Source organism: Micromonospora sp. NPDC002411, from assembly GCF_053592955.1.
On sequence record NZ_JBSFBM010000002.1, the window covers coordinates 22,495 to 46,737 of the forward strand.

At 68.7% G+C, this 24,243-nt stretch carries 16 protein-coding genes and 1 pseudogene; 6 read left to right on the forward strand and 11 right to left on the reverse strand.

Annotated features, from left to right (window positions below; genetic code table 11):
• Positions 1–66: 66 nt before the first annotated feature.
• Together sodN and ACWCO3_RS00535 are read left to right on the forward strand one after the other, a co-directional pair.
• A complete protein-coding gene (gene sodN, locus ACWCO3_RS00530) occupies positions 67–471 on the forward strand; it encodes a superoxide dismutase, Ni (protein WP_145784599.1) in 405 nt (134 codons plus the stop codon).
• Between the two features lie 61 nt (positions 472–532).
• Complete coding sequence (locus ACWCO3_RS00535; RefSeq protein WP_450007731.1) at positions 533–1,843, forward strand: radical SAM protein; 1,311 nt, start codon at positions 533–535, stop codon at positions 1,841–1,843.
• Positions 1,844–1,894: 51 nt separating this feature from the next.
• Here the strand turns inward: ACWCO3_RS00535 and ACWCO3_RS00540 are convergent, their stop codons facing one another.
• On the reverse strand, positions 1,895–3,463 hold the full coding sequence (locus tag ACWCO3_RS00540; RefSeq protein ID WP_450007733.1) for a pectate lyase family protein: 1,569 nt from the start codon (positions 3,461–3,463) through the stop codon (positions 1,895–1,897).
• 435 nt (positions 3,464–3,898) lie between these two features.
• Between ACWCO3_RS00540 and ACWCO3_RS00545 the strand changes: the two genes are divergently transcribed.
• Entirely contained in the window at positions 3,899–5,227 is a 1,329-nt protein-coding gene (locus ACWCO3_RS00545) for a hypothetical protein (protein ID WP_450007735.1), read from the forward strand.
• Between the two features lie 109 nt (positions 5,228–5,336).
• Here the strand turns inward: ACWCO3_RS00545 and ACWCO3_RS00550 are convergent, their stop codons facing one another.
• The 4 genes from ACWCO3_RS00550 to ACWCO3_RS00565 are packed head-to-tail and all read right to left on the reverse strand — an operon-like array spanning position 5,337 to position 9,636.
• Complete coding sequence (locus ACWCO3_RS00550) at positions 5,337–6,488, reverse strand: serine hydrolase domain-containing protein (protein ID WP_450007737.1); 1,152 nt, start codon at positions 6,486–6,488, stop codon at positions 5,337–5,339.
• 3 nt (positions 6,489–6,491) lie between these two features.
• Positions 6,492–7,316, reverse strand: a complete 825-nt coding sequence (locus ACWCO3_RS00555; RefSeq protein ID WP_145784610.1) for a carbohydrate ABC transporter permease — start codon at positions 7,314–7,316, stop codon at positions 6,492–6,494.
• The gene (locus tag ACWCO3_RS00560; RefSeq protein ID WP_145784612.1) at positions 7,313–8,284 is read right to left on the reverse strand and encodes a carbohydrate ABC transporter permease; all 972 of its coding nucleotides are present in this window, start codon (positions 8,282–8,284) and stop codon (positions 7,313–7,315) included. The genes ACWCO3_RS00555 and ACWCO3_RS00560 overlap by 4 nt, the downstream gene beginning before the upstream one ends.
• On the reverse strand, positions 8,281–9,636 hold the full coding sequence (locus ACWCO3_RS00565) for an ABC transporter substrate-binding protein (RefSeq protein ID WP_145784615.1): 1,356 nt from the start codon (positions 9,634–9,636) through the stop codon (positions 8,281–8,283). Before ACWCO3_RS00565 ends, ACWCO3_RS00560 begins: the two co-directional genes overlap by 4 nt.
• Before the next feature lie 371 nt (positions 9,637–10,007).
• Here ACWCO3_RS00565 and ACWCO3_RS00570 point away from each other — a divergent pair, with 371 nt between their 5' ends.
• Both ACWCO3_RS00570 and ACWCO3_RS00575 read left to right on the forward strand, forming a co-directional pair.
• A complete protein-coding gene (locus ACWCO3_RS00570) occupies positions 10,008–11,033 on the forward strand; it encodes a LacI family DNA-binding transcriptional regulator (protein ID WP_145784618.1) in 1,026 nt (341 codons plus the stop codon).
• A 43-nt stretch (positions 11,034–11,076) separates the two neighbouring features.
• Positions 11,077–12,072 (forward strand): annotated as a pseudogene (locus ACWCO3_RS00575) (family 43 glycosylhydrolase); the annotation flags it as partial.
• Between the two features lie 114 nt (positions 12,073–12,186).
• On the opposite strand, the gene ACWCO3_RS00580 reads toward ACWCO3_RS00575, so the two are convergent.
• The 6 genes from ACWCO3_RS00580 to ACWCO3_RS00605 form a co-directional block, all read right to left on the reverse strand.
• Complete coding sequence (locus tag ACWCO3_RS00580) at positions 12,187–14,580, reverse strand: RICIN domain-containing protein (RefSeq protein ID WP_450007741.1); 2,394 nt, start codon at positions 14,578–14,580, stop codon at positions 12,187–12,189.
• A 67-nt stretch (positions 14,581–14,647) separates the two neighbouring features.
• Positions 14,648–15,499, reverse strand: coding sequence for a sugar phosphate isomerase/epimerase family protein (locus tag ACWCO3_RS00585; RefSeq protein ID WP_145784623.1), 852 nt, complete (start codon positions 15,497–15,499; stop codon positions 14,648–14,650).
• 6 nt (positions 15,500–15,505) lie between these two features.
• Complete coding sequence (locus ACWCO3_RS00590; RefSeq protein ID WP_208745070.1) at positions 15,506–16,687, reverse strand: ABC transporter substrate-binding protein; 1,182 nt, start codon at positions 16,685–16,687, stop codon at positions 15,506–15,508.
• A 12-nt stretch (positions 16,688–16,699) separates the two neighbouring features.
• Complete coding sequence (locus ACWCO3_RS00595; protein WP_208745071.1) at positions 16,700–17,683, reverse strand: ABC transporter permease; 984 nt, start codon at positions 17,681–17,683, stop codon at positions 16,700–16,702.
• Between the two features lie 2 nt (positions 17,684–17,685).
• Positions 17,686–18,657, reverse strand: a complete 972-nt coding sequence (locus tag ACWCO3_RS00600; RefSeq protein WP_145784625.1) for an ABC transporter permease — start codon at positions 18,655–18,657, stop codon at positions 17,686–17,688.
• The gene (locus ACWCO3_RS00605) at positions 18,654–20,165 is read right to left on the reverse strand and encodes a sugar ABC transporter ATP-binding protein (RefSeq protein WP_357934417.1); all 1,512 of its coding nucleotides are present in this window, start codon (positions 20,163–20,165) and stop codon (positions 18,654–18,656) included. Before ACWCO3_RS00605 ends, ACWCO3_RS00600 begins: the two co-directional genes overlap by 4 nt.
• A gap of 523 nt (positions 20,166–20,688) precedes the next feature.
• On the opposite strand from ACWCO3_RS00605, the gene ACWCO3_RS00610 reads away from it, so the two are divergent.
• Positions 20,689–24,237, forward strand: coding sequence for a ThuA domain-containing protein (locus tag ACWCO3_RS00610; RefSeq protein WP_145784629.1), 3,549 nt, complete (start codon positions 20,689–20,691; stop codon positions 24,235–24,237).
• Positions 24,238–24,243: the final 6 nt, after the last annotated feature.

Below are 24,243 nucleotides of genomic sequence, written 5' to 3' on the forward strand. Positions count from 1 at the left end.
ACATGAAGTACGGTTGAGGTCTTAGCCTCCCGTCCGTCACTTCAGCCTGTTGTCGGAGGGAATCTGATGCACCTGCCACGCCTTCTCCGCCCACGCACCGTCGCGAGCGCACACTGCGACCTGCCGTGCGGCGTCTACGACCCGGCCCAGGCTCGGATCGAGGCCGAGTCGGTCAAGGCCATCTCCGAGAAGTACCAGGCCAGCGACGATCCGGAGTTCCGCACCCGCGCGTTGGTCATCAAGGAGCAGCGCGCCGAGCTGGTCAAGCACCACCTCTGGGTCCTCTGGACCGACTACTTCAAGGCACCGCACTTCGAGAAGTACCCCCAGCTGCACGACCTCTTCAACGAGGCCACCAAATTGGCCGGCGCTGGCGGCGCGAAGGGCGCCGCCGACCCGGAGGTCGCCGAGCGACTCCTCGGCAAGATCGAGGAGATCTCGAAGATCTTCTGGGAGACCAAGCAGAGCTGACCCAGCGGAACCGGGTGGCGTCGGCCACCCGGTTCGGCGCACCACGTTTCAGGAGGACCGCATGGCGTCGCGCACCGATCTCGTCGAAGAGTTGATGAGCCGTTATCCGCAGGTGCCGCGAGAGGCGGTCATCAAGGAGGACCTGCTGCGCGGCGGGCTCGCCTTCGACGACGCTGCGCTGACCGACAACGAGAACGGCAGCGTCAAACCGAAGTCGTACTTCATCTTCTCCTTCGACCACCGGACGCTTCCGGAGTTGGGGACGGCCGCGCTGCGCCGACCGCCCGAGGAGATCGTGCTCACCGGGGGCCCGTACGAGCTTCGTCGTACCGTCGTTTCGGTCCGCACCAACCCCAGCTCGCCGTACCGCGTCGGAACCGACAGCGACGGCCGGCTGCGCCTGTTCCTGGACGGGCGGGCGATCGCCGACGTCGGGCTGCCCCCGATGCCGGCCTACTACCGCCACACGCTCGCCAACGGTAAGTCGGTGATGGAGGTCGCCCCGACGATCCAGTGGGGCTATCTGATCTATCTGACCGCGTTCCGGGTCTGCCAGTACTTCGGCGCGAAGGAGGAGTGCCAGTACTGCGACATCAACCACAACTGGCGGCAGCACAAACAGGCCGGTCGGCCGTACACCGGTGTCAAGCCCGTCGACGAGGTGCTGGAAGCCTTGGAGATCATCGACCGGTACGACACCGAACGTGCCTCGCAGGCGTACACGTTGACCGGCGGCAGCATCACCTCGCAGGTCAACGGGCTGGCCGAGGCGGACTTCTACGGCCGGTACGCGCAGGCGATCGAGGAGCGGTTTCCGGGGCGGTGGATCGGAAAGGTCGTCGCCCAGGCGCTGCCCCGAGCCGACGTGCAGCGCTTCCACGACTACGGGATCCGCATCTACCACCCCAACTACGAGGTGTGGGACAAGCGGCTGTTCGAGTTGTACTGCCCGGGCAAGGAGCGCTACGTCGGCCGGGAGGAGTGGCACCGCCGCATCCTCGACTCCGCCGAGGTGTTCGGTCCACGCAACGTGATCCCGAACTTCGTGGCGGGCGTCGAGATGGCCGCCCCGCACGGCTTCACGAGCGTTAGCGAGGCGATCGACTCCACCACCGAAGGGCTTGAGTACTTCATGTCGCGCGGGATCACGCCGAGGTTCACCACCTGGTGCCCGGAGCCCACCACACCGCTCGGGCGGACCAACCCGGAAGGCGCACCGCTCGAATACCACGTCCGCCTGTTGGAGGCCTATCGGGCGACGATGGACGCGCACGGGCTGTCCAGCCCACCCGGGTACGGCCCGGCGGGGCCCGGCCGAGCCGTCTTCTCGGTCAGCTCCTTCATGGACACCCTGCCGTCCGCCGATTCCTGACGAGCGCGGGCGGGGGCAGCACCAGAGGCCGCCCCCGCCCGCGTCACCGCACTAGCTGGCGTACGTCTCGAATTCGGCGACTCGAGGCGTACCACCGGAGCTGTTGATCTTGAAATTGATCTTGCTCAGCGAGGTCGCGGAGAAGGTGATCGAGCCCGCCCCGCTACCGGAGGCCAGAACGGCACCGTTGTCGTTGTTGACCAGTTGCCAGGACCCGATCGAGCCCTGCGTGCCGGACGGCTCCCGGATGACCACCCGGGACACCCGGGTGGCCGAGCCCCACTTGATCGAGATCGTGCCGGTCGATCCGGCCGGTGACCAGTACGTGGTGATGTCGCCGTCGCGCACGTTGCCGTAGCTCGTCCCACTGGCCTTGCTGGAACCGTCGGCACCGGCGCCGAGGCTCAGGTTGGTCCCGCCGGACGGCGGTGGGGTGGTCGGCGGGGGCGTCGTGGGCGGAGGCGTGGTCGGCGGTGGCGTGGTCGGCGGCGGGGTCGTGGGAGGCGGGGTCTGCGGAGAGCAGCTGCCGTTCGACACCCGCAGGCCCGTGTTGGCGCCCACCGTCTGCCGGACGATCTCCGGCACGCAACTCGCGCCGTCGAGGCTGTACGGGTACGGGATGCCGACGGTGGTGGTGGACGTCAGGTTGGGGCCCGCCGGGTAGGTCTCGCTGCCGGCGCTGGACCAGGTCACGTTGTCGAGGATGTTGCCGCTGACCTGCCAGTAGCCGCGCTCACTGGTGTAGAAGGTGCCGAGGACGTCCTTGGAGTTGCGGAAGTAGTTGTTCTCCACCTTGGCCTTGGCGCCAGCCCGGGAGTTGATTCCGGACTCGTGCAGGCTCACGTAGTGGTTGTTGTAGATGTGGGCAGTGCCGCCGCGTAGCAGCGGCGTACGCGAGTCGATGTTCTCGTACAGGTTGTGGTGGTAGGTGATGAAGCCGTTCGACAGGTCGCTCTCGCTGGACCCGACGAGGCCGCCCCGACCGGAGTTACGCAGGATGCTGTAGGAGAGCGTGACGTACTGAGTGTTGTCCTTCATGTCGAAGAGCCCGTCGTAGCCCTCCGACTCCCCGCCCGAGGCTTCCAGGGTCACGTGGTCGACCCAGACGTTGCGGACGGTGCTCTCCATGCCGATGGCGTCCCCGCCGTTCGAGGTGGGTGAGCCCGACTTCTTGACGTTCCGGACGGTCACGTTCTGGATGATGATGTTGCTGGAGTCGCGGATGTGGATGCCGAGCTGGTCGAAGACGGCCCCGCTGCCGACACCGAGGATGGTGACGTTGCTGATCTGCTTGAGCTCGATCACGCCCGCCGCGGTGTTGCAGCTCGACCCGGAGACCTTGCTGGTGTTGCCGTGGTTGATCGTCCCGGACACCTCGATGACGATCGGGGTGCTGCTACTGGCCCGGCCGCACAGGGCGGCGTGGATCGCCGTCCCCGTGGTGGCCCGCACGGTCTGACCGCCCGCGCCGCCGGTCGTCCCGCCGTTCTGGGTGGCGTAACCGGTGGCGCTGCCGACCGCCGCCGACGCCTGAGGGGTGGGCAGGGCCACCCCGACCGCGATCCCCACGGCTGCCGTGGCCAGCGCCGCCTGAAGTCGCAACGCGACTGGTCGTCTCATCTCGCCTCACCTTCGCATTCGTTCCGCCCACGGCGTCGCCTCGACGGTCGCCGCGACCACACCGCCACGTCTTTATGAATAGGCGGATGTGAATCACAGAAGAATTCATCGAAGTCGCATAAGCCCTGGTGGAAGCAGGGTTTCACCGGGCGCTCGCAGCGCCACTGTCGGCACTGACCGCCCGGCCTCTAACGGAAACATCGATGTAACGCAATCGTAGGAAAGCGGTTTCCGCAAAGGCAAGGTTTGACGCTTGCAGGTTTGTTGCAGTGCCGGGGAGGCCCGGCCTGACCCAACCCCGGCGGCGAGCCCTGCGCCTCCGAGTATTGACACCGCCCGGCGCGCCATCGATGCTCTGCTAAATCAGTTTAGCGACGGTCTTCGTCTCTCTCCGACATCGCTGGCTGAGCGCACCACCACCGAGAAAGGACTCGCATGAGACTCCGAAACGGACTGATCCCGCTCGCCGCCACCCTCGTGCTGGCCAGCGCCTCCGGCACGGCGTACGGCAGCGCGAGCGGCAAGCCCGGCGCCGACGACGGAATCCGCAGCATCACCCCGATCACCACCGTCTACACGTACGGCCAGAAGGTCTCCGCGGTCGCGATCGAGTACGGGGCCACGGTCAATCCCCGCACCCTCGACACCGGCACGTTCTCGGTGAGCGACACCGTCTACAACTTCCGCTTCAACCCCATCGAGGACCTGCCGAAGCTCGCCGACCGGACCGTCACCCGCACCTACACCAACGGGGTGCCCGGCACGCGCAGCGACCACCGGTCGGCGCCGGGCAGGTACGTCATCGTCGAACTCGACCCCGCCGACACCGGCGGCTCGACTGTCATCGTCTCCAAGTGCCCGACCTTCCTCTGCACTGTGAAGGTCAACCCCGAGCTGCCCACCCGGGTCGTGCAGCACAAGGACGTGCACGCCCAGCCCGGCCGAGGGGCCGGCAAGGGCCCGGTGCTCGCCCGGGCCACCCCGCGCGAGTCCCGGCCGGTCACCGAGAAGCCGGTAAACCAACTGGTCGACGAGTTCACCTACGGCTCGTACCTCAGTGGCGGCATGGTGCTGCCGTACCACTACCACCTGCCGAAGAACTACCAGCCCGGCCGCAGGTACCCGCTGATGGTCGTCCTGCCCGGTCACGGGATGGGCTGGGACGGCGACAACCTCGGTGTCCAACTCGCCGCCGACATCCCGGCCACCGCCTGGTTGCAGCCGGAGTGGACCGGCACCTCCGAGGACGTCATCGTCCTGGCGCCCCAACACCAGCGGGTGGGCGGGGCCGCCGAGGCGGACCTGCTGATCAAACTGCTCGACCAGTTCGTCGGCCAGTTCGCGGTGGACACCCGCCGGGTGTACGCGACCACTGTCTCGTACGGCTCCCAACTGCTCTGGGCGGCGTTCGCCAAGCGGCCGGACCTTTTCGCCGGTGGTTTGGTGACCGGTGGTTTCCCGGTCAACGCCACGCAGGCGACAGCCATCGCGGCGGCCGAGGTGCCGGTGTGGATCACGCACGGCGAGCACGACCACCTGCTCAACGTGTCGGGCGCGCGCAACTCCACGACGCTGCTGCGGCAGGCGTACGAGGCCCGGGGTAAGAGCCCCGAGCAGGCCGCCGACGTCGTGCGCTACACCGAGTACGCCGACCCCGCGTTCTCGTTGCCGGACTACCACGCGGCGTTCGGCCCGACCTACGAGGACAGCAGCATCCTGCGGTGGCTCCTCGGCCAGGCAAAGCCCGCCACCTCTGGCAACTGACGGTGCGGAACCGGGCGACGTCTCGCCGCTGATCCGGCAGCGCTGATCCCGCGCCCGGTGATCATCGCGAGGCGTCGCCCGGCGTCCGGCCGGAGGGGAGGTCCGGGGGTCAGTTCAGGCAGGCGCGGAGGGCTGCGGTCAGCCGGTTGGCGCGCTCGTCGCCCATCCCACGCATCTGGTTGACCACGTACCCGAACCCGACCTGGTGCTGGGCGTCGGCGAAGGCCAGGTTGCCGCCCGCGCCGTCGTGGCCGAAGCTACGCTCGCCCAGCAGTGGCCGGGCCGGCGGTGAATGCAGCAGGAAGCCGCTCCCCCAGCGTTGCCCGGTGTCCGGCGGGCCGTGCCGCTGCTGGCCCCGCGAACGGACGACCACCGCGTCGTCCACCGACGCGGCCGTCAGCAGCGGGCCGTGCTGGATGTCCGACACGCAGGCCGCGTAGAGGCGCGCGAGACCGTCCGCGGTGCTCACCGCGCCCGCGCCGGGAACGCCGGCGGCCCGGATGGCCGGGTCGTTGAAGCTGACCAGACCATTGTCGTCGGCGGGGAAGGCGAAGGCGCCTCCCATGGTGATTCCGCGTTCGGCGACCGGGTCGACGAACGGGTCGGCGTCCGGAGGTGGCGCCAGACCCCATGCGACGGTGTCACTCTCCGCGGCGGGAAGCCCGAGCCAGGTACGCAGACCGAGCGGCTCCGCGACGACCTCGGAGAAGTACGCGCCGGGCAGCTGGCCGGTGACGCGGCGGATCACCTCGCCGACCAGCCAGCCGTAGGTCATCGAGTGGTAGCCGTGCGCGGTGCCCGGCTGCCACAACGGGGTCTGCGCCTCGATCGCCTTGATGACCGGATCCCACGCCAGAACCTCGTCGAGGGCCAGGGGCCGGTCCAACGCGGGCAGGCCGGCCTGGTGGGTGAGCAGCCACCGCACGGGGATGTCCGCCTTGCCGTGCTGCCCGAACTCCGGCCAGTAGCGCGTCACCGGAGCGTCGAGGTCGAGCCTGCCCTGCTGGACCAGGAGGTAGGCGCAGATCGCCAGGATTCCCTTGGTGCAGGAGAAGACGACGACCGGCGTGTGCGCGTCCCAGGGGCGTCCGGTGCGCGTGTCGGCCACCCCGCCGTACAGGTCGACGACCTTGCGGCCGCGTACGTAGACGGTGGCGGCGGCGCCGACCTCCCCCTGGGTGGCGAAGTTGTCGCGGAACACGTCGGCGACGCGGCCGAAGCCCTCGTCGGCATGGCCGTGGATCTGCGGCTGTGTGAGCACTGCCTACCCCTTCACTGACCCCTGGATCAGGGCCTTGATGAACTGTCGCTGGAAGATCAGGAACACGATGAGGGTGGGCGTGAGGATCAGCAGCGATCCGGCGCACAGCAACACCAGGTCCGTGCCCCACTGACCCTGGAACGCGCCGAGCGCCCCGGCCATGGTGCGTTTGGTGGCGTCGTCGACGAGGACGATGGCGAGGAGGAACTGGTTCCAGGTCCAGAGGAACATCAGGATGGTCAGCGAGGCGATGGCCGGCCGGGCCAGTGGCACCTGGACCCGCCAGAACATCTGCCACGTGCTACTGCCGTCCACCCGGGCCGCCTCGGACAACTCGACGGGCACGTTGGTGAAGTGCGCCCGCATCCAGAACACCGCGAACGGCATGTAGAGGCCGATCAGCGGAAGGATGATCGCCCAGCGCGTGTTGAGCAGGCCGAAGTCCTGCATCTGGTAGTAGAGCGGGGTGACCACGGCCTCGAACGGCAACGTCAGGCCGAGCAGGAGCAGGCCGAAGACGAGTCGACCGCCGGGCACCCGGAGCTGACCGAGCCCGAACCCGGCCATGGTGGCGATGAGTACGGACACCGGCACGACGCCGGCCACGATGAGCAGGCTGGAGCGCAGCAGAGCGCCCATGTTGGCGGCGGTGAAGGCGTCGGCGAAGTTGCCCCACTGCGGGTCGGACGGCCAGGCCAGACCGGTGGGCACGGTGCCGCGTGGCTGCAACGCCGCCGAGAGCATGCTCACGAACGGCAACAGGGTGACGAGGATCAGGGCGATCAGGAAGACGCGACCGGTCACCTGTTCACGGCGGCTCAGGTTCACGGCTTCTCCCCTCGGGTCAGTCGCTGGATCGGCAGCACACAGACCAGCACCAGCAGCATGAGGACGACGGCGAGCGCGGAGGCGAGCCCGACCTGACGCTGCGAGAAGGCCAGCCGGTAGATCTCCAGTCCCGGAACGGTGGTCTGGAGGCCGGGACCGCCGCTGGTGGAGATGTAGACGATGTCGAAGCTGGCCAGGGCGGCGATGATCGTCACGGTGAGGCAGACGCCGATCTCCTGGCGCAGGCTGGGCAGGGTCACGGCGAGGAACTCACGGACCGGGCCCGCGCCGTCCAGGCGGGCGGCCTCGTAGAGCGCGGGATCAATCTTGCTCATGCCGGTGACCAGCAGGATCGTGCAGAGGCCGAGCAGGACCCAGGCCCCGATCACGCCCACCGCGGGCAGGGCCGTGTCGAAGTCGCCGAGCCACGCGCGGGCGACGCCACCCAGGCCGACCGCGCGCAGCGCCTGGTTGACCAGACCGTTCGACGAGAGCAGCCAGCTCCACGCGATGCCGGCCGCCACCAGGGGGATGACCTGCGGCAGGAACAGGATGGTCCGCACGACGGTCCCGAACGCGCCGGTCGTGATCCGCCGAACCATGCTCGCCACCAACAGACCGAGCGCGACGGGGATGAAGCTGAAGAAGACGATCAGGACGACGGCGTTGCCGATGATTTTGAGCAGGTCGCTGTCGGTGAACACGGTGACGTAGTTGTCCAGACCCGCCCAGCGGGCCACCCCGATCCCGTTCCAGTCGTAGAGCGAGTACTGGAACGTCAGGACGAGCGGGCGGAGGACGAACACCGCGTACATCACCAGGGCGGGCAGGACGTACAACCAGCCGGTCCCGGCCGCGCGGGCCCACCGAAGTCGGTGAGCCCGCGTGGGGGTGGGACGGGCGGGACGATCCGCTGACGACACCTGGTCGTCCCGCCCGGTTGGTGCGCTGCCGAGGGCAGACGTCATCGGGACAGTTCCTTCGCGTACTCGGCCTGGACGGCCTTCACGTACCCCTCGGGAGTCTGCTGTCCGGCGACCAGCTTCTGCATCTCCGGGGTGATCGCGGCGGCGAAGATGCCACCGGTGGCGTTCGCGGTGAAGTCCACCGCGCCGTTCTCCGCGCCGAGCTGCTGCGACGCCTTCAGGGTCTCGGCCAGGACGGTGTTCGGGGCGGCGGCCGGCACCGGCAGGTCACTGGGGCCGCCGGGGCTGGAGCCTCCGACCGTCACCGCGATCTCGCGCGCCTTGTCGTTGGTGTGGACCCAGTTCAGGAAGAAGGCTGCGGCGTCGGGGTTCTTGGCCTTGGCGGAGACGCCGAAGGTGTTCGGGGCGGACATCGCGACGTGCTTGCCGCCGGGGGCCTCCGTCGGGAACAGGAAGAAGCCCACGTTGCCGGGCATCCCCTTGTCCAGGTTGGCCGACTCCCAGTCGCCGTTGAACATGAACAGGCCGTTGCCCTTCTGGAACTCCCCCACCATCCCCGCGTAGTCGATGGCGTTGGCGTCCTTGGGGAAGTAGCCGGCCTGCGCCCACTTCTGGATGGTCTGGGTGGCCTTCAGAGCGGCCGGAGTGTCGAACGTGGCCCCCGGCTTCTGGAAGATCCAGTCGGCGACCTGGGTCGGGTCTCCGAACTGGTTCTGCAACGCCTGGTGCGGGAAGTTGATGCCCGCCGTGTTCTTGTTGAACTGCATGATCGGCTGGACCCCGGCGGTCTTCGCCTTCGCCAACAGCTGCTCGAAGTCGGCGACGGTGGCCGGCGGCTGGGTCATGCCGACCTGGGCGGCCAGCTTCTTGTTGTAGAAGACGCCGGTGACGCTGTAGCCGAGCCCCATGCCGTACAGCGACCCGGTGCCCCGGGTGTTCTCACCGACGCGCAACTGCATGAGCTGCGAGGCGGGGAACTTGTCCCACCCGTACGCGGTGAAGTACGGGTCCAGGTTCTTGAGCAGGTCGTCCTTGACCAGGTCGACCATTGTGGGGAGCCGGATGATGTCGGGTGAGTTGTCCGACGCCATCACCCGTGGCGCGTTCTCCACGATTACCGTGAACTGGTCCTCGCGGATGTTGAACGTGACGTTGGAGTGCTGCTTGGAGAACTCGTCGGCCAGTGCCTTGGCCAGGGGAAAGCCGGTCTCCGCGTACATCTCCAGGGTGATCGGAGCGGTCCCGAGGTCGGTCTTCACGGCGGCGTCGGACTTCGGGGCCGACGACCGGTCCTCCCCGGGCGCGCTGCACGCCGTGGCGGCCATTCCGACCGACAGCAGCGACGCGAGGAGCACGGTTCTCCGTCGCGCGAGATTTGTCAGCAATTCTGCCATTTCATGACTCCTCGACTATTCATCCGCCACGCGGCCCCACGACCGCGCGACAGCTCCACCGGAACCACCGCGCCGGAGTGACGGCGACGACGTGCGCGTCGCTGCCCGTGGATCGAGCACGACACCGCACCTGTCACCACGAGGCCCCGGCACGGCCATCGAAGGCGCCTCTGGATGCACCAGAAGTGGTCGCTAAACTGATTTAGCAGAGCATGCGCGTGGCACGGGAAGCTGTCAAGGACAACCTGGCAACAGGGCGGAAACGTCGGGTTCACACCACTCCGGGCGTGACCGACGCGAGATCTCGGGCGGCGACGCATCATGATGAGCAGGAGCAGCGCCTACGGCACCGCGCCTGATTCGGAGGACTGATGGGCAGCAACAGAGCAACACTCGCCGACGTCGCGCGGAGAGCCGGGCTGTCCAAGACCGCCGCGTCGATGGTGCTCAACGGTCGGGAGGGCACCCGACTCTCGGCCGAGGCGCACCAGCGCGTGTTCGCCGCCGCCGAGGAACTCGGCTACCGGCCCAACCTCGCCGCGCGCAGCCTGCGTACCCGCAAGACCGCCACCATCGCGTTCGTCTCCGACATCGTCGCCACCACCCGGTTCGCCGGCGACCTCATCCGTGGCGCCCTCGACGCGGCCCGCGAGCGGGACCACGTGCTGCTCATCACCGAGACGCAGGGCGACGCCACGTTCGAGCAGTACGCCATCGAGGCGATGCTGGACCGGCAGGTCGACGGGGTGATCTACGCGGCGATGGCCACCCGACGACTGACGGTGCCTCCGGCCATCCTCGGCGGTCCGGTGGTGCTGCTCAACGCCACCAGCTCCGACGGCCTGCCCAGCGTGCTCCCGGACGACGACCGGGCCGGCCGCACCGCCGCCAACACGCTGCTCGAACTCGGCCACCACGACGCCATCGCGCTGATCGGCCGCAACCGGCTCAAGGAGGAGGACCCGGAGGTCTCGCTCGCCGCGCGGGCGCGTCTGCACGGCATCCGGCAGGCGCTGGGCGACGCCGACGTCTCGCTGCTGGCCGAGTGCTTCTGCACCGAGTGGCTGCCCGAGCACGGGTACGCCGCCATGCGCGGTCTGCTGAACCGGTCCAAGCGGCCCAGCGCGGTCATCTGCATGAACGACCGCCTGGCCTTCGGCGCCTACCAGGCACTCGGCGAGGCGGGGCTGACGGTCCCCGAGGACATCTCGGTGATCTCGTTCGACGACGATCCGATCGCCGCCTGGCTGCGCCCCGGCCTGGCCACCACGGCGCTGCCGCACGAACAGATGGGACGGCGCGCGGTCGAGCTGCTCCTGGACGGCGCCGACACCGAGCCGTCGCTCGTGCCGATGCCCCTGCGTCGCCGAAAGTCCCTCGCCCCGCCGGCGGAATGACCACGCGCCCGCCGCGGGCCGCCCGAGCGCTGCACCGAACCCGCCCAGCCCGACGCTAAAACGGTTTAGTGCTAGGTTTTCGGCCATGCTACGTCTACCCGACCACTGGGTGTGGGACAGCTGGTACGCGCGGGACGACAACGGCCTCTGGCACGTGTTCTTCCTCCGCGCCTCCCGTGCCCTGCACGACCCGCACCGCCGTCACCGCCGCGCCACGATCGGCCACGCCGTCTCGTCGGACCTGCACTCGTGGCACCTGGTCGCCGACGCCGTGGTCCCCGCCGACACTCCCGCCTGGGACGACCTGGCGACCTGGACCGGCTGCACGGTCCGCGGCCCGGACGGACGCTGGTACCTGTTCTACACCGGGGTCGGCCGCGCCGAGGACGGTCTCGTGCAACGCATCGGCCTCGCCGTCTCCACCGACCTGACCACCTGGCACCGGCACGGCACCGAGCCCGTCGTACAGGCCGACCCGACCTGGTACGAGCTGCTCGACAAGGACCTGTGGTACGAGCAGGCCTGGCGTGACCCGTGGGTGTTCCCCGACCCGGACGGCGACGGCTGGCACATGCTCATCACCGCGCGCGCCAACACGGGACCGACGAACACCCGTGGCGTCGTCGGCCACGCCACCTCCCCCGACCTCCTCACCTGGACCGTCCAGCCGCCGCTGTCGACGCCGGCCGGCTTCGGTCACCTGGAGGTGCCCCAGGTCGCTGTCGTCGACGGGCAGCCCCTGCTGTTGTTCTCCACCGATGCCACCAGCAGCGCTCGACGCGACGACCACCGGATCTGGGTGGCGACCGGCGAGACCGTCCGCGGCCCGTGGGACATCGCGTCCGCCCGGCCGTTCACCCACCCGCACCTGTACGCACCGCGACTGGTGTCTGGACCTGCCGACGACTGGTCACTCATCGGCTTCCTCGACCACGTCGACGAGACGTTCGTCGGGGAACTCACCGACCCCATCCCGGTACGGTTCGACGCCTCGACCGGGCTGGTGCTGGACCCGGCGCGCACGCTCGCCGCGACCTGACCGGACACGGCACAGTGCGTCGACCCGGCCACCGGGGCGAGGCCGACCGGTGCGCACACGGATCCGGGCTGAGGCGTTCGCCCCAGCCCGGACCGTGAACAGCTCGCAGTCAGCTCAGCTCCGCAGCTGCCACTGCTGGTTGGTCCCGCCGTTGCAGGACCAGAGGATCAACTTCGTGCCGTTCGCCGTTCCGGCGGCGTTGGCGTCCAGGCAGAGACCCGACTGCACGCCGGTGATCGTGCCGTTGGCGTTGATGTTCCACTGCTGGTTGGCACCGCCGTTACAGTCCCAGATGACCACCTGGGTGCCGTTGCTGGTGCCCTGGCCGGATGCGTCCAGGCACTTGGTGCCGTACACCATCAGCTGCCGGCTGGCGGTGTGCGTCCACCGCTGGTTGGCGGCGCCGCTGATGCAGTCCCAGATCTGGGCCTGCGTGCCGTTGGTCGTGCTGGAGTTGCCGATCTCGGCGCAGCGGCCCGACTGGACGCCCACGATCTGCACGTTCTGCGGGTTGGTGCTGCCGCCGCTCTGCACACCGGCGGCGTTGATCACCGTCTGCGCGCCGGACGGCCAGTTGCCTCCGGAGACCGTGACGTTGCCGTTGACCACGTTGCCGCGATCACCGTTGGTCACGTTCGTGCTGTTGTTCGTCGCCCAGTTGTTGGTGACGGTGAAGTTGCCCATGTTCTCCGCGTACCAGTAGTTGGCGGTGGCCCAGGTGCCGGTGCTGGAGAAGACGTTGTTGCGGGCGGTGTAGTAGCGGGAGCCCTCGTCGAAGTAGAGCCCGAACCAGCCGTTGGTCCGCAGGCAGTAGTTCTCGTTGATGGTCCCGCCCGGGTTCGCCGACAGCGTGTAGATGCACCCACCATCGGTCATCTGCTGCATGACGTCGTGCACGTAGTTGCCGATGACCTGGTTGTTGGCGGCGACCGTCGCCGTCGTGTAGCGCGGCTGGTAGTTGTACAGGCCCCGGTTCGCGTAGTGCTGGCTGCCGCCGGCGTCGTTGGCACCCCAGCCGTAGCCGACCGACAGACCGGTGTACGGCATGTTGTAGACCTCGTTGTGCGAGACCAGCGCGGTGTTCACGTAGGTGGTCAGGATCGAGACCACACCCCGGTACTCCAGGCCCAGATCGTGCACGCGGTTGTTGCTGATGGTGATGTTGCGGTTGACCATCCGTTGGTCGCTGGGGTGGTGGGCGTCGGCGCGTACGCCGCCGACCACGATGCCCCCGGCGGAGTTGCGGGCGATCTCGGAGCGGGTCACCGTGATGTTGCTGGCGCCCAGGCCGACGCCGCTGGCGTGGGCGTTGGCGTCGTTGCCGATGCCGATGGCCGTCTGCCCGAGGTTGACGAACTGGGAGTCGCTGAAGGTGATGGTGTTCGCGGCCGAGACCTGCACGGCGGCGGGCATCTGGTTCCAGTTCGGCCGGGTGGCCTCGAACTGCGGGCAGCCGGCCTGGCAGGAGGTCAACGCGTCGGACGGACGGGACCACGTGCCGGTGATGTGCGCGCCGGTCTGCTGGTCCGCGAAACCGTTGCTGCTGCTCGGGCCGAGCCAGCTGGTGCCGGTGAAGGTGATCCCGCTGAACGAGATGTGGTGGGCCGGCGCGTCGTAGGTGCCGCCGACGTTGACGAGGGACTGGAGCTGCGGCAGCTCCACACTGACGGAGCTCATGTTCTGTCCCGAGAGCGGGATGTAGTTGAGCTGGCCGTTGCTCGGGTTGAGGTACCACTCCCCCGGTGAGTCCAGGAACTCGTACGCGTTGGTCAGGTAGAAGGGGCCCGCGCGGTGCGGGCTGGAGAGGGTGTCGAACCCGAAGGTGTTGTTGTTCCACGCGGGCTGCTGCATGGTCAGGAAGTTCCCGCTGATGCTCTGCACCGGCGAGTACCGGTCGGTGAACGAGCCGACGCTCTCCACCTCGACCCGGTTCTGGTTGCCGAGGTTGTTGAGGTAGTTGAGCGCGCTGTTGCTGAACCGCATGCCGCTCGTGGTGAAGGTGAAGTCGGCCCGGTTCACTGCGGTACGCGCCCGCGTGGCGACGGCCCCGTTGACGTAGAGCTGACGGGCGTCGAGCCCGGCGCCGACGTTGGCCCGCCAGATGTTCTTCCCGGAGTCGACCTGCGACCACCCGGTGACCGCCCGGGCACCGGTGATCGTCGGCCGGGCGGAGGCGGCGGCCCGCCAGATCACCTGGTAGCCGTTGTTGCCCGAGTCGGCTGCGGTCAGTCGCATCGGCGACGTGAGCCGGTAGGTGCCGTTGGCCAACTCCACCACGATGTCACCGGACATGGAGGTGTTCTGCGACCGTACTGCGGCCTGGGCGGCGGTCAGCGAACACGGCTGGCTGGCCGTACAGCTGCTGCCGGTGCCCGCGGGGGACGCGTAGAGGGTGGTGGTGGCCGCGGCGGCCGGGGACGCCGAGGCGGCGACCGCGACCAGCGCGGTCAACGCTGTCGCGGCGGCGCCGGCCAGCAGCCGACGCAACGGCGGAGGGGACGAGGACACGGGGGTACTCCAGACGTGAGGGGGTGGTGGGTGGGGCGCTGTGCCTCGGCGGGCACGTGCCACGCGGTTATTCGAGGATCTCCCGGAGATAGCGCAGGCCGTCCGTGGCGAGACGGTCCTGCGAGGGGGCCAACGGACGCCAGATCGCCGCGGCGGTGGCGATGGTCTCGTTCTCCGCCGTGAACGACTCGATGCAGATCGCGCCCTGGTAACCGGTCTCCCGCAGGACCGTGAAGAACCGGGGCCAGTCGAAGTGGTCGGCACCGGGAGCGCCCCGGTTGGTGCCGCTGACCTGAACGTGCTTGATGTGCCGGCCGGCGACGGCGAGGGCCGCGTAGGGGTCGGCCTCCTCGATGTTCATGTGGTACGTGTCGATCATGATGCCGACACTCGACGGAAGGCCGTCGATCAGCTCGACCGTCTGCTCGATCGTGTTGACGACGCTCGTCTCGTAGCGGTTCAACGCCTCGACACCGAGGCTCACCCCGCACTCGCCCGCCTGCTCCGCGACCGGCGCCAGGGCGCGCCGGAAGTCCGCGTAGCAGGCGGCGCGAGCCGTCGGCGACATCCGCCAGGTCCGACCGACCGAGGCGTACACGGGGCCGCCGACGCATCCCGCGCCGACGGCCGCCGCGTTCGCCACGCACTCCTTGAGGTACGCCACCGTCGACTCGACGACCGCTGGCGGGGCGTCCACCAGGTCACGCCCGGGCGGGGTGACCGCGCAGACGCCGGCGGCGACGAGGCCGTGCTCGGCCAGCAGGTCCCGGGTACGGACCGGATCCCAGTCCCCGGGTTGCTCGATCGGCAACTCGACCGCGTCGAAGCCGAACGACGCGATCCGTGGGATCAGCTCGGCCAGGGCCTTGTCGTCGACCGGCGAGGCCCACACCCACGGGTTGACGCCGATGGCGTACATCGGTTCCTACTTCCAGCGCTGCGGGTAGCCGGGCAGGTCGGTGCAGCCACACATCGCGTAGTGCAGCGGCGGCATGCTCGGGTCGAGGTACGTGTCGAGGTTGTCCTGCGTGACGGTCGGCTGTGGCAGCTTCCATGGGCTGGACACCTGCTTGCCGTCGAGGATCTGCAGCACCGCCAGGATCGGCGTCCGCCACTGGTAGGTCGGATAGGTCGGTGCGATGGCGGTGAGGTTCTTGTCCTTCCAGATCTTCAGGAAGTCGAGCTGGTCCTCGCCGTTCATCGGCGGAACGGGCTTGCCCGCGTCCTGGAACGCCTCGACCGCCGCGACGGCCGTCGCTCCGGCGTCCATCCAGACACCGTCGATCGTGCCGTACCGCTGGATGTAGTCGTCGACGATCTTCTTGGTCTTGGCCGGGTCGCCGTCGGTGAACTCGACACCCACGACGTCGACCTTCGCCTTGTCGAACGCGACCTTCGCCGCCGACCAGCGGGTCTCCAGGACGTCCACGCCCGGCAGGATCCGCAGGGCGAGGACCTTACCGCCGGGCTTCATCTTCTGGCTGACGAACTCGGCGCCGACGTGGCCGAACCCGTAGCCGCCGATGGGGTTGATGAACGTCACCGGGCACTTCGTGTTGACACCGCGGTCGAAGACGACGACCGGCAGCCCCGCCTTGCAGGCGGCCTCGACGGCCGGGGTGAGCGTGGCGGTGGTGTTCGGCGAGACGATCAGCGCGTCGCAGCCCTTGCCGAGCAGGTCGTTGATGTCCGCGATCTGCTTCTGGTCCTTGCCCTCGGCGTCGACGTGCACGAACTCCTTGATGCGGCTCTTCTGCGCCTCGACCTCGGCCTGCATGGTCTTGAACCCGACCTGCCGCCACGGGTTGTTCAGGGCCGCGTTGGAGAAGCAGATCTTGTGCGGCCCGTTCTTCTTGAACTTGGCGGTGTCCACCATCTTCGGGTTGAGCGCCTGCTCCCACGGCTTGTCGGCCGGACCCGTGGCAGTGGCGGTCAGCAGTGCAAGCTCGGCGTCGTAGTCGGCCTGCACGAAGAACTTCGACTGCTCACCGGTGCCCGATCCCGCAGCCGGGGCACTCCCCGAAGGGCTCGCGGCCGGTTCGTCGGTGGCGCACGCGGTGAGGGACAGCACTGTGACAGCGGCCAGCGCCGCTAGGGAACGTCGCACTATGGCTCCTCTTTATCTCGACGAAGAACGCGTTGCGGAGACCGCCACGGCGAGCAGGATGATCCCGCCCTGGACGGCCGACCTGAGGGCGCCGGAGACGCCGTAGAAATTCATCAGGGCGAACAGCAGCTCGAGGGTCAGCGCGCCGAGCATCGCGCCGACGACAGCGCCACGGCCGCCGCCCAACGCGACCCCACCGAGGACGACGGCGGTGATGGCGCCGAACTCCAGGCCGGCCCCGGCCTGGAACGACACCCCGCTGTAGCCGCCCAGCAGGATCGCCGCCACCGCCGCCGCGAGGCCGCTGAGGATGAAGGCGAGGGTTCGGGTACGCCAGACGCGTACGCCGCTCAACTCGGCGGTGCGCGGGTTGTCGCCGACGGCGACCAGGGTGCGCCCGAAGTCGGAGCGCATCAGCAGCACAGCCACCACTGCCAGGAACAACAGCACCAGCAGCGCGTACGGCACGCGGCCGAGCAGCGGCACGTCCTCGAAGGCCCGCCGGCCGAACCGACGGAACTCCTCGGAGAGCGCACCCTTCGGGGCGCCGTCGGACCACAGGTAGACCGCCCCGAAGAGGATCAGGAACATACCGAGGGTGGTGATGAACGACGGCACCCGCAGCCGTGTCGTGACGAGGCCGTTGACCAGGCCGACGAACGCCCCGAAGGCGAGCAGGAGCAGCACCACCGGCCAGGTACGGCTCGGGTCTCCGTCGATCAGCCGGGCGGCGACCACCACCTGCGCGGTGACCAGGGAGCCGACGGACAGGTCGAACTCGCCGGAGACGATCACGAAGTACTGGCCGGCGGCGAGCAGGATGATCGGCGCCGAACGGCCGAGGAAGGACATCAACGACGGGGGTGCCAGGAAGTCGGGCTGTCGGATGCCGACGAGCACCAACAGCACCCCGAGGATCACGAGGATCGGCAGGACACCACCGGGGCGGACCCGGGGGAGCCGCAGCGGCAGCGAACGGGACTGGACGGTCTGCATGGCTAGGACGCCTTTCGCAGGGCCCTGCGGGCGTAGACGGCGACCGCGGCGATGATGATGACGCCCCGGATCACCTGCTTGAAGAAGGCGTCGACCTCGAGCTGGTTGAAGATGGAGTCGATGCTGGCGAGCAGCAGCACGCCACCGACGGTGCCGATGACGCCGCCGCGACCACCGGCGAGGGCGGTCCCACCGATCACCACGGCGGCGATCGACTCCAGGTCGTAGAGGCCCTCGGTGCCCACCCGGGGCGCACCCGAGCCGAGCCGACTGGCGAGGTAGATGCCGGCCAGCCCGGCGCACATCGAGCAGAGCATGTGGGCGGTGACGAGGATCCGGTCGTTGCGGACACCGGAGAGCCGGGCCACCTCCGGATCGCCGCCCACGGCGACCAGGTGGTGCCCGAACCGGGTCCGCGAGAGCGCGAACCAGGCTGCGGCGGTCACGGCGAGCAGCAGCAGGAACGACACCGGCACCGGACCGACGCGCTGGTAGCCGAGGGACTGCACGAGCGAGGGCGCTGTGGTGCCGGCCGGGCCGTCGTAACCGTTGTCGAGGTATCCCTTGAGCAGCAGCCCGACGCCGAGCGTCGCGATGAACGCGTTGACCCGGAACTTGGTGACGAGCAGCCCGTTGAGCAGCCCGATGCCCGCGCTCACGGCGAGCGCCAGGCCGATCGCCGGCACCAGCGCGCCGTCGCTGCCGTTCATCGTCTCGGCCGCGACGAGAGTGCTGAGGCTGATCACGTACGCCACCGACAGGTCGAGCGAGCCGCCCAGGATGACCAGGGTCTGACCGACGGCGACGAGCCCGAGCCCGGCCGCGACGTGCAGCAGACTCACCGTCGTGGACTGGTTGAACAGCTGACCGCCGTCGACGAGGACGACCAGCCAGCCGATCGCCAGGGTGAGGACCAGGGCCACGAAGACGCCCGGCACGGGACGGCGGGCCGGAAGGAGCGACAGGGCACTCATGCGGCGGCCTCCCGTGCGGTGCCGACCGCCAGGGCGACGACGTCCTCCTCGGTCGCGCCGGCGGGCAGCTCGCCCGCGACGCGCCCTTCCCGCATGACGACGATGCGGTCGCTCATTCCCAGCAGCTCCGGCAGATCCGACGAGATCATCAGCACGGCCGCGCCGTCGCGGGCGAGGCTGCGGACGAGGTCGTGGATGGCCGACTTCGCGCCCACGTCGATCCCCCGGGTCGGTTCGTCGAAGAGCAGGATCCGCGGGTTGAGCGCGAGCCAGCGGGCCAGTACGACCTTCTGCTGGTTTCCGCCGGACAGGAAGCGGATCTCCTGGTCGTCGCCGGCGGAGCGGACCTCCACGGCGGCGAGCAGCTCGCGCAGGCGTTGCGTGCGGGCCGCACGGCCGGACCGGGCAGCGAAGACAGCGCGGCTGGCGAGCAGCGCGTTGTCGAGCACCGACTGCCGGGGCACGATCCCCTCGCCCTTGCGGTCCTCGGTGACGTACGCGATGCCGGCCCGCATCGCGGTGCGGGGTGAGCGCAGCCGGACCGGTCGGTCGTCGACAGTGACGTCACCGGTCGTGAACGGGGTCACCCCGAAGATCGCGCGGGCCAGCGCCGAGCGCCCGGAGCCCTGGAGGCCGCCGATGCCGAGCACCTCACCGGCGCGCAGCTGGAGGTTGACGTCGTGCAGCTTGCGGTTGCCGGCGTCACGGAGGTTGAGCCGCACCGGGCCGCGGTCCTCGGGGGCGGCCCGGTCCGGGTAGTAGCTGGACAGCTCCCGGCCCACCATGTGGCGCACCAGCTCGTCGGCGTTGGTGGCCGTGGTGTCCACGGTGGTCACGCGGCGGCCGTCCTTGAGGACGGTGATCCGGCTGGACAGGTCGAAGACCTCGGCGAGCCGGTGCGAGACGTAGAGCAGGCCGATGCCTCGTTCCTGGAGTCGGCGCACCAACCCGTAGAGCAGCTCCACCTCGTGGTCGGCCAGCGAGGCGGTCGGCTCGTCCATGATGAGCAGGCGGGCGTCCAGGGCGAGCGCCTTGGCGATCTCGACGACCTGTTGCTGTGCGACGCCGAGCTGTCCCACCCGGGCGTCCGCCGGCAGCGCGGTCTCGCCGATCGAGGTGAGCAGCTGTGTGGTGCGGTCGAGCATCGCCCGACGGTCGACCAGCCCGCGGCGGACCGGCTCGTGCCCCAGGTAGACGTTCTCCGCGACGGTGCGTTCCGGGAGAAGGTTGAACTCCTGGTGGATGATCCCGACGCCGGCCCGCTGCGCGTCGCGCGGACCACGGAACGTGCGCTGCTCGCCGGCGAACTCGACGGTGCCCTCGTCCGGGGCGTACCCGCCCGAGACGATCTTCATGAGGGTCGACTTACCGGCGCCGTTCTCGCCGACGACGGCGTGCACCTCGCCCGGCGCGACATCGAGGTCGACAGCGTCGAGAACGCGTACGCCAAGGAAGGACTTGCCGATGCCCCGGAGGTTGAGTAACGGCACCGGCCGTGCGTCTGACATTCCGAAAGCCCTCACAGACAGTAGTCATCAACAAGGTTCGATCAAACGCTACGGCGACTTCGAGGCACCAGCCATCGAACTTTCGTAGGTAGCGGCGGATGCTTACGTTCTTCTATCGCGAACATTCCCTTGACATCGACGAAACATCACACGTATGAAGATAGATGTTTGGATGCTGGACCGCAATCCTCGACCGGGGCCGATTGCCAGGCCCGGCAGCCAGACCGGCAGCGATGCCGCAGCGGGGAAGTGGATGGCGGCCGTCGTCAACCGGGCAGAACGTCGGACGTCACTTCATTAATTGACAGTCATGGATCTCTAGCTCATCCTGACCTCGTGGACCACGGGACGAGAACCACGGCGACCGTCACGCTGGGTGATGTCCTGCGGGTCTGACTGCCGTTGCGGCGAACGGCATGAGGACAGACCAGAACGCTCGCGCCCACCCGCGCGTCCAGGCACAACCTGACGCTGCGTGGTGCTCGTGGTCACACCCCCACGCCCGCCCAACCTAGGAGACGGCATGCGTCGCAACACATTGCTCATCTCAGTGATCGCCGGCCTGTTGCTGGCGCTCGGACTCGCCCCACCCGCGTCGGCGGCTCCGGCCTTCCGCGCCTTGGTGTTCAGCAAGACCACCGGCTACCGGCACGACTCGATCCCCGCCGGGATCAGCATGCTCCAACAGCAGGCCGCCGCGAACAACTTCGAGGTGGTGGCGACGGAGGACTCCAGCGTCTTCACCGCCAGTAACCTGGCGACCTTCGACGTGATCGTCATGCTCCAGACCTCCGGCATGGTCTGGACCTCGACGGCGCAGCGCCAGGCGGTGGAGGGCTACCTCGCCAGCGGCAAGGGCATCGTCGCCATCCACAATGCCACCGACATGGGCATCGAGAGCGAATACCCGTGGTGGGACCAGACCATCAACGGTGGCGCCCACATGCCCGAGCACTCCCCCGGCGTGCTCCAGGGCACCGCCATCGTCGCCGACAAGAAGCACCCGTCGACGGCCAGCCTGCCGGATCGGTGGACCCGCAGCGAGGAGTGGTACAACTTCGACGCCAACCCGCGCGGCAACGTCCACGTGCTGGTGACCGCCGACGAGCGCACGTACAACCCGGGATCCCGGGCGATGGGCCCGGATCATCCGATCTCCTGGTGCCGCAACACCAGTGGCGGGCGAGTGTGGGCCACGGCGATGGGCCACGCGATCGGCTCCTACAGCGAGGCGAACTTCCAGAATCACGTGCTCGGTGGCATCAAGTGGGCGGCCGGTAACGCCGCCGGTGACTGCGGCGGCACCGTCTGGGGCAACTTCGAGAAGCGCACCCTCGACGACAACACCGTCGACCCGATGGCGCTGGGTGTGGCACCGGACGGCCGCGTCTTCTACGTCCAGCGCGGCGGCCAGGTGAAGATCTTCAAGCCCTCCACCAACAGCACCGTCACCGCTGGCACGCTCAGCGTCTACACCGGCGGCGAGGACGGCCTGACCGGCATGGCGCTGGACCCCAACTTCGCCACCAACGGGTACATCTACCTGTACCACTCGCCGGCGAGCAGCAGCACCGACGTCAACCGGGTCTCCCGCTACACGGTCAGCGGTGACACGCTGAACACGTCCAGCGGCGTGACGATCATCGACATCCCGGCGTACCGGGACCGCACGTTCCCCGAGCCCGGCCACACCGGCGGGTACATCAAGTTCGGTCCCGACGGCAACCTCTTCATCGGCACCGGCGACGACACGCCGCCGAACCTCGACCCGAACTGGCAGGGCTACGCCCCGCTGGACTGGCGGTCGGGCAAGTCCAACCTGGATGCCGCCCGCAGCGCCGGCAACACCAACGACCTGCGCGGCAAGCTGCTGCGCATCCGGCCCTCGGCCAACGGTGGCTACACCATCCCGTCGGGCAACCTCTACCCCCAGGGCACCGCGCAGACCAAGCCCGAGGTCTACGCGATGGGCTTCCGCAACCCGTTCCGCTTCTCCATCGACCCGGCCAACGGCTGGGTCTACCTGGCCGACTACGGACCGGACCGGAACCCGCCCACCACCAACCGCGGGCCCGAGGGCCTGGTCGAGCTGAACGTCATCAAGCAGGCCGGCAACTACGGCTGGCCGTTCTGCCACGGCGACAACCAGCCGTACGCGCCGTTCAACCCGGACACCGGCGTCGTCGGCTCCAAGTTCAACTGCAGCTCGCCGGTCAACAACTCGCCGAACAACACCGGTCTGACCAGCCTGAAGCCGGTCGTCGCACCCAATATCTGGTATGGCTACGGCACCTCGCCGACCTTCACAGAGTTGGGCTCCGGCGGCTCGGCGCCGATGGGTGGCCCGGTCTACCGGTACGACGCGTCGAACCCCTCCGCGACGAAGTTCCCGCCCTACTACGACGGGGTGCACTTCTTCTACGAGTGGGCGCGCAACTACGTCAAGGAGGTGCACTTCGACTCCTCCTCGGCGGTCACCCGCACCAACCCGTTCCTGCCCAACGTGCGGTTCAACAAGCCGATGGACATGGAGTTCGGCAAGGACGGCTCGCTCTACCTGCTGGAGTGGGGCACCAACTTCGGCGGCGGCAACAGCGACTCCGGGCTCTACCGGATCGACTACAACCAGGGCGGCCGGTCACCGATCGTCAAGGCCACCGGCACGCCCACCAGCGGCAGCGCACCGCTGACCGTCCAGTTCAGCAGCGCTGGCACGTCCGACCCGGACGGCAACACGCTGAGCTACCTGTGGACGTTCGGCGACGGCACCACCTCGACGGCGGCCAACCCGTCGAAGGTGTACACCTCCAACGGCAACTACACCGCCCAGTTGAAGGTCACCAACAGCGCCGGCAAGACCGGCTTCGCCAACGTTCCGATCACCGTCGGCAACAGCGCCCCGGTGGTCACCATCACCACACCGGGCAACGGCGGCATGCTGACCTTCGGTGACAAGGTGTCGTACCAGATCACCGTGACCGATCCGGACGGCGGAACCGTCGACTGCTCGAAGGTGTTCCTCAACCCGGCGCTGGGTCACGACGACCACGCCCACGAGACCACCGAGTACCCGGGCTGCTCGGGCACCATCTCCACCGACCTGCTCGGTGGGCACCCCGATGGCGCCAACCTGTTCTACGTGCTGAACGCGCGGTACACCGACAACGGCGGCTCGGGCGGCGGGTCCCCGCTCACCGGCACCGCACAGGCGATCCTGCAACCGAAGCACAAGCAGTCCGAGTACTTCAGCAGCCAGTCCGGCATCCGGGTGGTCGACCAGGCGGCCGCGGAGAGCACCAAGCGCATCGGTGACATCTCCTCGAACGACTGGATCGCGTTCAACCCGATGAACCTGTCGGGGATCTCGACGGTCAGCTACCGGCTGTCGTCGCCGTCCGGCGGCGGCTCGATCGAACTGCGGGCCGACTCGCCGACGGGCACCCTGCTGGCCACCACCACGGTGCCCAGCACGGGTGGCTGGGACAACTACCAGTCCACGACACCGGTGAACGTCGCCGCCCTCGGCGGTACGCACACGCTCTACATGGTGTTCAAGAACAGCAACAACTCGTTCGATGTGGACTCGCACACCTTCGGCGGCAACGGCGTCGGGACACCCGGCACCGGAACCGGCACCGGCCTGGCCGGCAAGACATACACGGTCGCCGCACAACACAGCAACAAGCTGTTGGACGTCAGCGGTGTCTCCACCGCCGACGGCGCCCAGATCACCCAGTGGGCGTCCACCGGTGGCAACAACCAGAGGTGGCAGGCGGTCGACGCCGGTAACGGCGCGCTCTACCTCAAGGCCGTGCACAGCGGCAAGTGCGTCGAGGTGATCGGTAGCTCGACCGCGGCGGGTGCCTTCCTCCAGCAGGCCACCTGCAACAACGGCAACCAGCAGAAGTTCACCGCCACCGCGACGGGAACCTCCGGCGTGTACACGGTGAAGAGTGCGCTGAGCGGGCTCTGCATGGACGTCAACGGCGCTTCCACGGCCGACGGCGCCCGGGTGTTGCAGTGGAACTGCACCAACGCGACGAACCAGCAGTGGCGGTTCACCGCGCTCTGACCTGCG